The organism is Hanstruepera sp. CR43, from assembly GCF_055227665.1.
In genome coordinates this window covers 2,521,127-2,535,806 of the sequence record NZ_CP200078.1, presented here as the reverse complement: position 1 = coordinate 2,535,806, position 14,680 = coordinate 2,521,127, and the positions used below count along the sequence as shown (strand labels likewise).

General features: G+C 36.2%; 11 protein-coding genes and 1 pseudogene. 7 read left to right on the top strand and 5 right to left on the bottom strand.

Going from position 1 to position 14,680, the window contains the following annotated elements; genetic code table 11:
• Nucleotides 1–9 precede the first annotated feature (9 nt).
• The 3 genes and pseudogenes from ACKXGU_RS11575 to ACKXGU_RS11565 all read right to left on the bottom strand — a co-directional run bounded on the left by ACKXGU_RS11575 (nt 10) and on the right by ACKXGU_RS11565 (nt 2,893).
• Nucleotides 10–717: an ion transporter gene (locus tag ACKXGU_RS11575; protein ID WP_463465468.1), complete on the bottom strand. Its 708-nt coding sequence runs from the start codon at nt 715–717 to the stop codon at nt 10–12.
• A gap of 12 nt (nt 718–729) precedes the next feature.
• A pseudogene (obgE, locus tag ACKXGU_RS11570) lies at nt 730–1,729 on the bottom strand (GTPase ObgE).
• Between the two features lie 54 nt (nt 1,730–1,783).
• Nucleotides 1,784–2,893 carry an adenylate kinase gene (locus ACKXGU_RS11565; protein ID WP_463465467.1) on the bottom strand — a complete coding sequence of 370 codons (1,110 nt, stop codon included), beginning with the start codon at nt 2,891–2,893 and terminating at the stop codon, nt 1,784–1,786.
• Between the two features lie 127 nt (nt 2,894–3,020).
• Here ACKXGU_RS11565 and ACKXGU_RS11560 point away from each other — a divergent pair, with 127 nt between their 5' ends.
• The 5 genes from ACKXGU_RS11560 (at nt 3,021) to ACKXGU_RS11540 (ending at nt 7,769) form a co-directional block, all read left to right on the top strand.
• Entirely contained in the window at nt 3,021–4,175 is a 1,155-nt protein-coding gene (locus tag ACKXGU_RS11560; RefSeq protein ID WP_463465466.1) for a 5-(carboxyamino)imidazole ribonucleotide synthase, read from the top strand.
• Nucleotides 4,176–4,180: 5 nt separating this feature from the next.
• Nucleotides 4,181–4,660: a 5-(carboxyamino)imidazole ribonucleotide mutase gene (gene purE, locus ACKXGU_RS11555; protein ID WP_103051196.1), complete on the top strand. Its 480-nt coding sequence runs from the start codon at nt 4,181–4,183 to the stop codon at nt 4,658–4,660.
• A gap of 213 nt (nt 4,661–4,873) precedes the next feature.
• Nucleotides 4,874–6,907 carry a M3 family metallopeptidase gene (locus tag ACKXGU_RS11550; protein WP_463465465.1) on the top strand — a complete coding sequence of 678 codons (2,034 nt, stop codon included), beginning with the start codon at nt 4,874–4,876 and terminating at the stop codon, nt 6,905–6,907.
• 42 nt (nt 6,908–6,949) lie between these two features.
• Nucleotides 6,950–7,501 carry a sigma-70 family RNA polymerase sigma factor gene (locus ACKXGU_RS11545; RefSeq protein ID WP_463465464.1) on the top strand — a complete coding sequence of 184 codons (552 nt, stop codon included), beginning with the start codon at nt 6,950–6,952 and terminating at the stop codon, nt 7,499–7,501.
• A gap of 4 nt (nt 7,502–7,505) precedes the next feature.
• Complete coding sequence (locus ACKXGU_RS11540) at nt 7,506–7,769, top strand: hypothetical protein (RefSeq protein ID WP_463465463.1); 264 nt, start codon at nt 7,506–7,508, stop codon at nt 7,767–7,769.
• Here ACKXGU_RS11540 and ACKXGU_RS11535 read toward each other — a convergent pair.
• Nucleotides 7,752–8,585, bottom strand: coding sequence for a UbiA prenyltransferase family protein (locus ACKXGU_RS11535; protein WP_463465462.1), 834 nt, complete (start codon nt 8,583–8,585; stop codon nt 7,752–7,754). The two genes, ACKXGU_RS11540 and ACKXGU_RS11535, sit on opposite strands and share 18 nt — an antisense overlap.
• Nucleotides 8,586–8,704: 119 nt before the next feature.
• Here ACKXGU_RS11535 and gcvP point away from each other — a divergent pair, with 119 nt between their 5' ends.
• Together gcvP and ACKXGU_RS11525 are read left to right on the top strand one after the other, a co-directional pair.
• A complete protein-coding gene (gcvP, locus tag ACKXGU_RS11530; RefSeq protein WP_463465461.1) occupies nt 8,705–11,554 on the top strand; it encodes an aminomethyl-transferring glycine dehydrogenase in 2,850 nt (949 codons plus the stop codon).
• Nucleotides 11,555–11,741: 187 nt separating this feature from the next.
• Entirely contained in the window at nt 11,742–12,800 is a 1,059-nt protein-coding gene (locus ACKXGU_RS11525; RefSeq protein ID WP_463465460.1) for a 3-oxoacyl-ACP synthase III family protein, read from the top strand.
• Here ACKXGU_RS11525 and ACKXGU_RS11520 read toward each other — a convergent pair.
• Nucleotides 12,797–14,605, bottom strand: a complete 1,809-nt coding sequence (locus tag ACKXGU_RS11520; protein WP_463465459.1) for a T9SS type B sorting domain-containing protein — start codon at nt 14,603–14,605, stop codon at nt 12,797–12,799. The two genes, ACKXGU_RS11525 and ACKXGU_RS11520, sit on opposite strands and share 4 nt — an antisense overlap.
• Nucleotides 14,606–14,680: the final 75 nt, after the last annotated feature.

Sequence of the window (14,680 nt, the reverse complement as noted above, 5' to 3'; positions counted from 1 at the left end):
ATACTAAAATTAAGCGTCTTTTTTATCAACCGATTTGGTTAAAGCTGAAGAAATAATACCGGTTGGAATGGCCACAATACCTAAACCAATCAATAGAATAAAAAATGTAAACACTTTACCGCCAACAGTAATGGGATACACATCACCATACCCTACCGTTGTCAGTGTTACTATAGCCCACCACAAACTATCAAAAACTGAAGAAAAATTTTCGGGTTGGGCTTCATTCTCGAAATAGTAAATCCCGACAGAAGAGAAATAAATGAGAATTAATGTTATGAACAAAAACAACAAAATCTCCTCTTTTGCCGATTTAATAGCCGTAGTAAAATGAATCATAGCTCGGTTATATCTCACAAGCTTCAATATTCTAAATAACCTTAAAAAGCGTAAAGCCCTTAACGAGCGCAAATCAATTCCAAACGACAGATAGAACGGCAGAATGGCTAGAAAATCGATGATGCCAAAAAAACTGAATATAAACTTGGGTTTACTATCCGCTACATAAATTCGTAGTAGATACTCGATAGTAAAAATGGTCACACAAAACACCTCAACGCCATATAAAACCGATTTTACTTGAGGATTCAGGTTAGGTACTGTCTCAATTGAAAATGTGATAATTGACAATAGAATTAAGCACTGAATGAATATTGCAAAGATTTTGCTGGCTCTATTATCATTAAACTCAACAATATTTTTAATATACTGTCTCATAACAAAACTAGTTTAGTCTTGAAGCATAGCCCAAAGCTTGTCCTTAAGCTCCTGCAGGCCTTTTTGTGCTACGGAAGATATAAATAAATAATCTATTGGTAAACTCTTATCCAGTTCTTCTTTGAGTTCGGCTTTTAACTCGTCGTCAAGCATATCACCTTTGGAAATAGCAATAAGCCGTTCCTTATCCAACATTTCAGGATTATAGCGTTTTAATTCATCTAAAAGAATATCATATTGCTTCTTGATATCGTCAGCATCTGCTGGTATTAGGAATAACAAGACTGAATTACGTTCAATATGACGTAAAAAATAATGCCCTAGACCACGTCCTTCTGCCGCACCTTCAATAATCCCAGGTATATCGGCCATGACAAAAGTTTGATGGTCGCGATATTCCACGATACCCAAATTAGGTTTGAGTGTGGTGAATTCGTAATCAGCTATTTTAGGTTTAGCTGCTGTGATAACTGATAAAAGCGTTGATTTCCCTGCATTAGGAAATCCGACCAAGCCTACATCGGCCAGAACTTTTAATTCTAAAATGATATCTCGTTCCTGACCCGGAATTCCTGGTTGCGCATAACGCGGTGTTTGATTAGTAGCCGTTTTAAAATGCCAGCTTGCCACGTCCACCCATACCACCTTCCACGATTATTTTTTCTTCACCATGCTCGGTGATTTCAAAAATGATTTCATTGGTTTCTTTATCGCGAATGACCGTTCCTAATGGCACATCCATATAAACATCTTCGCCATCAGCACCTGTACTGCGCTGTTTGCTACCATGCTCACCATGACCAGCCCTAAAATGACGTTTGAATTTATAGGTAAAAAGCGTCCAAAGGTTTTGGTTGCCACGAATGATTACATGACCACCACGACCACCATCACCACCATCTGGCCCGCCCTTTTCAATGTACTTTTCTCGATGTAAATGCGCAGAACCTTTGCCGCCATTTCCAGAGGACACATACAGTTTTACATAATCAACAAAATTCCCTTCGGTCATCGTATGAGTTTAAAAGTTGAAGTTTAAAAGTTAATAATTTTAAACTCAAGAAAATTATAATGAATCTATAACGCTACTTAATCGATCGGTAATTTCAGAAATACTACCAACACCATCAACACCAAAATATTTGTTTTGAGCCGAATAATAATCTTTTAAAATAGCTGTTTTATTGTAGTATTCGGTAATGCGGTTTCGTATTATGGATTCGTCGGCATCATCAGCACGACCACTGCTCTTTCCACGCTCAAGCAGTCTTTCTACCAAAATCTCATCTTCAACCTCTAAAGCTATCATGGCATTAATTTGTGAATCTTTGCTATCCATCAAATTATCCAGTGCTTCGGCTTGTGCATGGGTTCTTGGAAAACCATCAAAGATAAAACCATTAGCATCAGCATTTTTTTCAACTTCAGCATTGAGCATATCAATAGTAACTTGGTCAGGAACCAATTCTCCCTTATCCATATAGGATTTGGCCAACATTCCTAAAGCTGTTTCATTTTTAATATTAAATCGGAACACATCACCCGTGGAAATGTGAACCAAATTATATTTTTCTTTTAAAAAATTAGCTTGTGTGCCCTTTCCTGCTCCAGGAGGTCCAAATAGGACTAAATTAGTCATGTGCTGTGTGGTTTTTAATTGATAAATAGCTGGCAAATCGCGTCCTAAACCATTGTAGTCCAATCCGTAGCCTACAATAAATTTGTCCGGAATTTCAATACCAACATAATGAAGTTTAAAATCTTTTTTATAGGCCTCAGGTTTGTAAAATAAGGTTGCTATTTTGAGCTCTTTGACATTTTCATTCTTAAAAATACGATGCACTTCAGCAAGTGTTTTACCTGAATCTATAATATCTTCTAATATAACAACCGTTCTACCCGTTAAGTCTTGCGTGATACCAATAAGTCGTTGTATATCATCTGAAGACTTTAAGCCTTCGTAAGAAGCCAACTTGATGAATGTTACCTCACAAGGTTTGGGATATAACTTGACAAAATCACTAACAAGCATAAACGATCCGTTCAAAATCCCAATGAAAACAGGTACTTCATCTTGAAGATCGTTTGCTATGTCATCTACCATGCGTTGCACAGCTACTTGAATTTCCTCTTCTGAAATAAACGGTTTGAAATATAAATCGTGAAGCTTTATCACCCGATTGTTAATTTTAGAAACGCAAAGATAATCATTTGATTAACGTTTTACGAATTCTCTTTTAGATTGTTTGTTTTTTAGTTTTTTCAGAGGGTTTTGATTTGTACTTTTGTGCAAAATCAACACAATGAATTTTTTCTCTTCAGAATTCAAACTCGGTATTCTTGGTGGTGGGCAATTGGGAAAAATGCTCTTGTATACGACTCGAAAATTCGATATTTACACCAAGGTAATGGATGCCAGCGAGGAAGCTCCCTGTAAAATAGCTTGTAATGAGTTTCAGCTTGGTGATTTAATGGATTATGATGCCGTTTATAATTTTGGAAAACAAGTTGATGTTTTAACCTTTGAAATAGAAAACGTCAACACCCATGCACTTGAAGATTTGGAAAAAGAAGGTGTCAAAGTGTATCCGTCTTCCAGAACCTTGCGAACCATTCAAAACAAAGCCACGCAAAAACTGTTTTACAAGGATCATAATATCCCAACAGCCGATTTTACCAGATTTGCTTACACATCCGAAATTAAAGAAGCCATTAATAATGGTGGGTTACAGTTACCGTTTGTTTGGAAAAGCGCCCAATTCGGGTACGATGGTAATGGTGTAAAAGTGGTCAGAAAAATCGAGGATTTGACTGGACTACCTAATGTTGAATGTATAGCGGAAGCCATGATACCCTTTAAGAATGAATTGGCCGTTATTGTTGCTAGAAATGTAGACGGTGACGTAAAAACCTATCCAGTTGTTGAAATGGAATTTCATCCAGAAGCCAATCAGGTGGAATACGTTATTTGTCCTGCACGAATTGACGAACATGTTGCTAAAAAAGCACAGCAAGTAGCTTTAGATGTTTCAAAAGCTTTTAATCACGTAGGTCTGTTAGCTGTTGAAATGTTTCAAACTCAAACCAATGACATTCTGGTTAATGAAGTGGCACCAAGACCTCACAATTCGGGTCATCAAACCATTGAGGCCAGTTATACCTCACAATTCGAACAACATCTGCGTGCTATACTGAATTTACCTTTGGGACAAACCGATAGTAAAGTTGGTGGAATTATGGTAAATTTGGTAGGTGCCGAAGGTCATACAGGCCATGTTGTTTATGAAAATATTGCTGATATCATGAAATTAGAAGGTGTTACACCTCATATTTATGGTAAAAAACAAACGAGACCATTTAGAAAAATGGGACATGTTACTATCGTTCATAAAGATATTAGTGAAGCCAGACGCATTGCAGAAGAGGTCAAGAAAACCATTAAAGTAATTAGTAAATAATAGACATGAGTAAAGTAGGAATTATCATGGGTAGTAAAAGCGATTTGCCTGTCATGCAAGACGCTATCGATATTTTAAGAGGATTTGATATTGACATAGAAGTCGATATTGTATCCGCACACAGAACACCAGAAAAATTGTTTGACTATGGAAAACATGCACACACTCGTGGCATTTCGGTGATTATTGCAGGTGCTGGTGGCGCTGCTCATTTACCAGGAATGGTCGCTTCATTATCCCCTTTACCAGTTATCGGTGTTCCCGTAAAAAGTAGTAATTCTATTGATGGCTGGGATTCAGTACTTTCTATTTTGCAAATGCCAGGAGGTGTTCCAGTAGCTACAGTAGCGCTTAACGGCGCCAAAAATGCTGGTATTTTAGCGGCTCAAATTATTGGAAGCTCAGACCAATGTGTCCTCGACAAAATATTGGTTTACAAGGAAGGTTTAAAAGCAAAAGTTATTGATTCTGCGAAAGAATTATAATAAAAAAAACCTCGACATAAGCCGAGGTTTTTAACGCTATTAATCAATAAATTTTTAAGAGTTTTAAACTCTCATGAAAAATCTGCCACAAAAGTAATATTAAATCTCAAACCTACAAGTCCAAAAGGTCTTAAAATTAAGTTAATAAACAGAAAATCAATTATTTAGTAAGAAAAATAACACATAGATTTTCTAACTAACTAAAAATCACAAATGAACATTCTAAATAAACCCTTTGATACCCAGTTTAATACAGCACCTTTCTCAAAAATTACCGATGCCGATTTTCTTCCAGCATTTAAAAAAGGAATTGCAGAGGCCAAGGAAGAAATTGATGTAATTGTAAAGAATAGCGATTCTCCTACCTTCCAAAATACCATCGAAGCATTAGATTTTTCAGGAGAGCAACTTGATAGAATTTCTAGTATTTTTTTCAATTTAAATTCGGCTGAAACTAATGATACTATTCAAAAAATAGCGCAAGAGGTGTCTCCGCTTCTTTCTGAATTCAGCAATGATGTCACCCTCAATGAGGAATTATTTAAAAGAGTGAAATCGGTTTACGAAAATAGAGAGTCTTTAAATCTTTCGGCGGAACAAATGACACTTTTAGAAAAAAAATATAAAAGCTTTTCTCGAAATGGTGCCAATTTACCTGAAGACAAAAAACAACAGCTTCGTGAAATTGACAAGGAATTAAGTAAACTAAAACTAAAATTTGGCGAGAACGTATTAGCAGAAACCAATAAGTTTGAATTACTGATAACCAATGAAACGGATCTTGCTGGTCTTCCAGAAGGTGCCATTGAAGCTGCGGCACAATTGGCCGAAAGCAAAAACAAAGAAGGATGGCTTTTCACATTGGATTACCCCAGTTACATCCCCTTTATGACCTATGCCTCTAATCGAGAACTCCGAAAAGAATTAGCCATAGCATTTGGATCCAAAGGTTTTAATAATGATGCATTGGACAATCAGGAAAACGTCCTTAAAATAGCCAAATTACGACACAAGCGTGCCAATTTACTGGGCTATAAAACCCATGCTCATTTTGTATTGGAGGAACGCATGGCAAAAAACCCTGAAACCGTTGAAACCTTTTTAAATGATCTCCTTGAGAAAGCCAAACCAGCTGCCGAACGCGAGTTTAAAAACCTAGAAGATTTTGCAAAAGAATTAGATGGTATTGACCAACTTCAAAAATGGGATGGTGCTTATTATTCGGAAAAGTTGAAGCAAAAACTTTTTAATTTAGATGACGAAAAACTTAAACCTTATTTTAAATTAGAAAATGTCATCAATGGCGTTTTCAAAATTGCCAGTAAGTTATATGGATTACAATTTGAAGAAATCAACAACATTGACAAGTATCATGAAGATGTTTTAACCTATAAAGTTACTGATGAATCTGGTGAATACGTTTCGATTTTTTATGCGGATTTCTTCCCGAGACCTGGCAAGCGTAATGGTGCGTGGATGACTGTTTACAAACCACAATATGTAAAAAATGGCGAGAATAGTAGACCACACATTTCAATCGTTTGTAATTTCACAAAACCGACTAAAAGCAAACCTTCCTTATTAACCTTCAATGAAGTAACCACGCTTTTTCATGAATTTGGTCATGCATTACATGGTATGCTAGCAAATACAACCTATCCCAGTTTATCTGGCACCAGTGTCTTTTGGGATTTTGTAGAGTTGCCTAGTCAGGTTTTGGAAAACTGGTGTTACGAAAAAGAAGCTCTTGAGCTTTTTGCCAAACATTATGAAACCCATGAACTCATACCAATGGATTTTGTTGAAAAAATAAAAGAATCTGCAACATTTCATGAAGGTATGCAAACTCTACGCCAATTAAGCTTTGGGCTATTGGATATGAGTTGGCATGGTTCAGATCCGACCGCTATTACCAATGTAAAAGCACACGAAGCAGAAGCTTTTGAAAACACCAGATTATATCCTGATGTGGCCGAAAATTGCATGAGTACATCGTTTTCTCATATTTTTCAAGGTGGTTATAGTTCGGGTTACTACAGCTACAAATGGGCTGAAGTACTGGATGCTGATGCTTTTGAGTTTTTTAAGGAGGAAGGTATTTTTAGTAGAGACACTGCTACTAAATTTAAAGATAATGTACTTTCACAAGGTGGCACTGAAGATCCCTTGACACTCTATAAACGTTTTAGAGGCAAGGAACCACAACCAGAAGCCCTATTGAAACGTGCTGGTTTGATTGAAAAATAGAAATTTTAGCTTATTTTTGATAAAATTGCTAGAGAAACAGAAATGCCAAAACACACTATTGAACCAGAAAAATGGATTGATCGGTACTCAGATTACCTGTTCAATTATACCATTTCCCGCGTCAATGACCGAGAAATGGCCAAAGATTTGGTTCAGGATACCTTTGTAGCCAGTTTAAAATCCATGAAAAACTTCAAAGGGGAAGCTAGTGAACGTACTTGGTTGATTTCAATTCTCAAAAGAAAAATTATTGACCATTATCGGAAAATCAATTCCAAAAAGGGGAAAGCAGAAGTCCGTATGGACTTTAATAATGACGAGGAAGATGGTAGCTGGCTGGAGGAACGTGTTGCTGATCCTTTTGACAAAACAGCTGAAGATACTATGGTGAATGATGAGTTAGGAGAAGCCATCTATGCCTGTTTAGATAAGTTACCAACCAAACAGGCAGCAGTTTTTAAAATGAAAACCATAGAGGGATTGGATACAGAAACAATATGTAATGAATTAAACATTACTGCGTCTAACCTTTGGGTTATCATTCATAGGGCACGAACAGCCATGGCAGAGTGTATGGAAAAAAACTGGTTTTAATACAATGAAAGAAAAGCAATCGTTTTTGTTTATTTCATGTGATGAAGCACAACATATTTGTGATAAATCACAATATAATGAGGCTACACTTTGGGAAAAAATCAAGCTCAATTTACGCTACACGTGGTGTAAGATTACGAGAGCCTACGTTAGACAAAACAAAAAACTGACTTCAGCTGTTAAAAAATCCAACGTTGAATGTCTTAAAAATGGCGAACGTGAAGTACTAAAAAAAGAGTTTGAAAAAGAATTAACCAAACAACTTTAGAAGAACCAACCAAAAAACAGGTATGCCTTCTACCCAAAACGCACTGTAATACTTCCCTTGATTCGCTCGAGAAAACACTAGAAATAACATTGTAATTAGTGTGATAATTAGAATGGCCAATAAGTTATTGCTATCAATATCATCCTTGAAATACTCTAACAAGAAAAATACCATTAAAATTAAAACACCAATAATTTTAGTTTTTTTGACACCAATCTGTTGCGGTATAGTTGCTAGTTTAAGACTATCATACTTCATATCACGAATCTCAAATGGCAACATTAATACGACCACAAACAAGGCTATTTGAATCGAGGTAATCACTACGTTAAAGTCTATATTATAATCATTGTTCAACAAAGGCAAAAAAACGGTCACACCAGACCATACAATAGCTATCACATAGACTTTCAAGCCACTGACACTTCTTAAATTATGTTGTTTATCCAAAAAATAGTGTTTCGGCAAAAATGGAATGGCATATAAAAATGTTATCGCTCCAAAAGCAAGAATCCAAAATAACGTTTTAAGCTCCAGTTTTAATGCATAATAGCAGAGCGCCAAAAAACAAATCAAAGAAAAAATTTGGATAATTTTCAACCAATTGGCGAGACTTCGGTGGTGGAATTTGGCAAGTCCGAAGAACTTTACAAAATTATAACCTGTAATGGTGGCAAAAAAGTTGAAATACAAGATGTTTTCATCATAATCAATCTGATATTCCATTAGGGTAATCCATGAAAGCGCGTACACCGACAAAGCCACATGAATACTGCTATTCAAATAAAAATCAAATACATTTTTAAATAACCGCATAACACAAAAATACGCAAAGTGTTAATAAACCGATTAATTGGTTAAAAACTTTCATTTTCATTAACACTTTAACGTGAATTATTCCGTAATTTTGCGCATCAAATTCAACACAACTTGTAATGAATACAACGGCTTTCGCACAACGCCATATTGGTCCAAGAGAAGAAGATCAAATTCAAATGCTTAAAACCATTGGTGTGGACTCCATAGATCAACTGATTTACGAAACTATTCCTGATGATATTAAGCTTAAAAAACCACTTGATTTGGAAGCTCCAATGAGCGAACAAGAATACTTGGTTCACATTCACAATCTATCTAAAAAGAATAAAGTTTATAAAACGTATATTGGTTTAGGTTATCATCCGACAATTTTACCAGCAGTTATTCAAAGAAATATTTTGGAAAACCCAGGTTGGTATACAGCTTATACACCATATCAGGCTGAAATTGCGCAAGGTAGACTGGAAGCTTTGCTGAATTTCCAAACCATGATTACCGATTTGACTGGTATGGAATTGGCTAATGCTTCGCTACTTGATGAAAGTACCGCTGCAGCCGAAGCCATGAGTTTATTATTTGCTGTTCGTGATCGTGATCAGAAGAAAGCTAACGTTAATAAGTTTTTTGTTTCGGAAGATATTTTACCGCAAACCTTATCCATTTTAAAAACTCGTGCAATTCCAATTGGCATTGAACTAGTTGTTGGTCCGGAAAGTGATTTTGATTTTTCTTCGGATTTCTTCGGAGCCATTTTGCAATATCCAGGAAAATTAGGTCAAGTAACCGATATTAAATCATTTATAGCGCGCGCCAATAATGCCAACATTAAAGTGGCAGTGGCTGCAGATATTTTAAGTTTAGTGAAATTAGAGGCTCCAGGTAAATTTGGTGCCGATGTTGTAGTTGGAACGACACAGCGTTTTGGAATCCCTATGGGCTACGGTGGACCGCACGCAGCATTTTTCGCAACAAAGGAAGCTTACAAAAGAGATATTCCAGGTCGTATTATTGGTGTTACCAAAGACGCCAATGGAAACCGTGCTTTACGCATGGCGCTTCAGACCCGCGAGCAACATATTAAGCGTGATAAGGCAACATCAAACATTTGTACAGCACAAGTACTTCTGGCTGTTATGGCAGGCATGTATGCCGTATATCATGGTCCTAAAGGGCTTCAGTTTATCGCGAACAACGTTCATAGTACGGCTGTTTTGCTTTCTGAATCTCTTAAGAAATTAGGATTTGATCAGGTTAATTCTGAATTTTTTGATACGCTTCAACTTAAAACGGACGCTAAAAAAGTTAAAAAGATAGCTAAAGAGAAAAAGGTAAATTTCTATTATCCGGATGAAGAAACGGTATCTATTTCGATCAATGAAACTACAACGGTTCGTGATTTAAACTATCTTATTTTAGTGTTTTCCGAAATCGCCAATAAAGAAGCCTTTACAATTGATGAAATCCCTTTAGCTAATGCCATTTCTGAAAATTTACAGAGACAATCTGATTTCTTAACAGAAGCTGTTTTTAATTCCTACCATTCGGAAACGGAGTTAATGCGCTACATTAAGAAGTTAGAACGAAAGGACCTCTCCTTAAACCACTCCATGATTTCTCTTGGTTCTTGTACCATGAAATTAAATGCAGCGGCAGAAATGTTACCATTGAGTATATTTAAATGGGCCAATGTTCATCCATTTGTTCCTGCCAAGCAAGCCAAAGGATATTTAACAGTTTTAAAGGAACTTGAAGACCAATTAACTGAAATAACTGGTTTTGCTGCCACATCCCTGCAACCAAATTCAGGTGCACAAGGGGAGTTTGCCGGATTAATGGTGATTAAAGCCTATCATGAATCTCGTGGTGATCACCATAGAAATATATGCTTAATTCCGTCGTCTGCTCATGGCACCAACCCAGCCAGTGCTGTTATGGCTGGTATGCAAGTAGTAGTTACAAAATCTACTGAAAAAGGGAATATTGACGTGGATGATCTGCGTGAAAAAGCCGAATTGCACAAAGACAATTTATCGTGTTTGATGGTAACCTATCCGTCTACTCATGGTGTTTACGAGTCTGCCATCAAAGAAGTCACAAAAATCATTCATGACAACGGTGGACAAGTATACATGGATGGCGCTAATATGAATGCTCAAGTTGGTTTGACCAATCCTGGAAATATTGGAGCCGATGTTTGTCACTTAAACTTACATAAAACCTTTGCCATTCCTCATGGAGGTGGTGGTCCTGGTGTTGGACCAATTTGTGTTGCTAAACAATTAGCACCGTTTTTACCTGGAAATCCTGTTGTAAAAACAGGTGGTGACCAGGCCATAACAGCTATTTCTGCAGCACCATTTGGATCTTCATTAGTATGTTTGATATCCTATGGATATATAAAAATGTTAGGCTCCCAAGGAGTTACGGATGCAACAAAAATTGCCATTTTAAATGCCAACTACATTAAGACGCGACTGCAAGGGCATTTCGATACCTTATATTCGGGTGAAATGGGTAGAGCAGCGCACGAGATGATCGTAGATTGCCGTCCATTTAAAGCCAATGGCATTGAAGTAACGGATATTGCGAAGCGTCTAATGGATTATGGATTCCACGCGCCTACGGTATCTTTCCCAGTTGCTGGTACGCTGATGATAGAACCTACTGAAAGTGAAAGCAAAGTAGAAATGGACCGCTTTTGTGATGCCATGATTTCTATCAAGAAAGAGATTGATGAAGCCTCAAAAGACGATGTCAATAATGTACTTAAGAATGCGCCACATACCTTGGACATGATTACATCAGACGAATGGCTCATGCCTTATTCCAGAGAAAAAGCAGCGTTCCCATTGGATTATGTACGAGACAATAAATTTTGGCCTTCTGTACGTCGTGTGGATGATGCTTATGGTGATAGAAACCTTATTTGTACCTGTGCACCAATTGAGGAATATATGGAAGCGTAATTTTACGCCTATAAATCATTAACATTAAAGCCTTCTTATTTGAAGGCTTTTTTTATGCTAATACAAAAAAATTATACTGCCTTTTTTATGAATATGATAAAAATTAAAGGATATGTACCATAAGTGAAACAACTTCGTTTAATATTGATTAGATTCGTATTAAGGCAATTGATTAATAGCAGATAATATGGCCATAAAAATAACAGGAACAGGGAGTTATATCCCTAGTAGCATCGAAAAAAACGAAGACTTTCATCAACATGAATTTTTGAATACTGATGGAAGTAATTTTAAACATGATAACAATGTTATCATTGAAAAATTTAAGGCGATAACTGGCATAGGTGAACGCCGCTACGCCGATAATCATATTAACACTTCAGATTTAGGTTTCTTCGCAGCTGAAAAGGCTATTGCAGATGCCAAAATTGATCCTGAGACCTTGGATTATATTATTGTGGCACACAATTTTGGTGATGTCGTTCATGGTACCATTCAAAGTGATATTCTCCCTTGCTTGGCGTCACGAATTAAACATAATTTACGGATCAAAAACCCGAGATGTGTTGCTTATGATATTCTTTTTGGTTGTCCAGGCTGGATTGAAGGTGTCATTCAAGCGCAAGCGTTTATAAAAGCTGGCATTGCCAAACGTTGTTTGGTAATTGGTGCTGAAGCACTATCGCGTGTTGTTGACAAACATGACCGGGATAGTATGATTTATAGTGATGGCGCAGGAGCAACCATTATTGAGGAAACTGAGGGTAATGATGGTATTTTAGCTCACGAAACAGCCAGTTTCACCTATGAAGAAGCTTATTACCTGTATTTTGGTAATTCAAATAACCAAAAACTTTGTCGGGACACGCGTTACATTAAAATGGATGGTCGTAAAATCTATGAGTTTGCCTTGAGCCAAGTTCCGCTTGCCATGAAAAATTGCTTGGATAAAAGTGGCATAGATATCAAAGACGTCAAAAAAATATTGATTCATCAGGCTAATGAAAAAATGGATGAAGCCATTTTGAAGCGTTTCTACAAACTCTATAATACGGATATTCCAGAAGGTATTATGCCTATGAGTATCCAAAAATATGGAAATAGTTCTGTAGCAACAGTTCCAACACTTTTAGACTTAATCAAACACGGAAAAATGTCCAATCAAAGCTTTTCAAAAGGAGATGTTATTATATTTGCTAGTGTAGGTGCAGGAATGCACATTAACGCAATGGTTTATAAATATTAGTAAGTTAAATAAATCCATCCTGCAATTTCAGAATCTAATGAAATTGCACTAAAAGTGTAAAAATATGTTCCAACTGGAAGAACTTTTGATGTGTTAAACATTCCTTTATTTGATTTTCCGTCCCAATTATTTAAATAATCATAACTTTCGTAAACAATAACTCCATATCTATTGAATACTCTAAAAGTATTTTTTGGATGACCTTCAACACAAGGGACTTCCAGATAGTCGTTAAATCCATCATTATTTGGAGTAAAAACTAATTTTGTTTTAAAACATTCCAAATTAGTATCTGAACATATTAATTCTAAACTCCCTAAATCATCTGTACATCCGGTCGTGGTTTCAATTATAGTAATATCTGAATAAACACCAGGATCCAAACCTATTATTACTAATTCTCCTGTCGAATCTGACATTTGTATTATAGATTCTACTGAATCATTTTCAAAAGTAATAGCATATTGAGTGTTTGCAGCTAATCCAGTTATGGTAATATCACCATTATTTAAACCGCAATCTGTTGGGTTTGTTACGGTTATTTCAGCATTGAACTCTTGCGTTGTTAATCGAACTTGACCCAAATCATCTATACATCCTGTGGATACTTCCTCTATTAAAATATTCTCATAAAGACCTATTGATAAACCAGTCAACATTATTTCTCCTATGGAATTTGAAAACAATGTCACTGTTTGGCTTGAACCATCAAAGTAGCTGACAGTATATTCCGTGTTCTCTATTAGTCCAGAAATGGTTATACTGCCATCATTTGTATCACAACCCAAAGGGTCCGTAGAAGACAGACTCGCAACTAGTTCGGGCGCAACCAAAACAACATCCCCTAAACTATTTGAACAATGGGTAACATCATCGGTTATGAAAATAGTTTCATAGGTCCCTTCAGAAAGACCTGATATGATAACTTCACCCAAATCATTAGATTGCATACCAAGAGTGATTCCAGACCCCAGATAATCATAAGTTACGGTATAAGCGGTGTTGAAATTTAAATTGGAGATAGTTATTGACCCATCCAAAGCACCACAAACCGTTGGGTTCGAATACGAGATGGAGCTCAACAATGTTGATGACAATAGTTCAGCTATATTTTCATCGGTAAGTGCTCTATCCCAATATCTAAAATCGTCCATAGCACCTTTAAAATAATTTGCAGGACTACCTAATACCCTATCATGCCTTCCTATACAACCTGGCAAATCTGAATACTGCAATGATCCACCAGATCCCGAGTATGTACCACCGCTTTCAATACAATCAAAATAGATTTCCATATCATTGGCTGAATTGACAACTATCACAATTTGATGCCAATTACCAACATCAATTACCGAATTTGACACATAGGTTCTCCGAGTTGAAGATACATAAGCATAAGAGCCATCTCCATAATTTATGGCATATTTTCCTGTTGATGCTTGCGAATTAAAAAAAACACCTGTATTTCTATCCTCTTCAAAAGATGTGTTAAATACTTCTCGATCATTTAAATTATAGCTTTCATACTTGATCCAGAATGAAAAAGAAACCGGTAAATCAGGCTTTAATTCAGAGATATTTGGGAAATTAATATAGTCATTAACTCCGTCAAAATAAATTGCTGAATTTGGATTACCAAATCTATCCTCTATAAAAGTAGCCCCAAAATTCACAGCATCATTACCATTAACACTTAAATCGTCTGTATCCCCATCAAAACCATAATGAAGCAGCAAACCATCTGTAAGGCTTTGAGCAAATAAATTAGAGCACAATAAAAATAAGATTACGTTTAAATTTCTCATTTACATTTGATAATTCGATTAATATCTAATCTCTTAAGAATGTCCCTATATTTGTCCAAGGTAAAAAACATTATT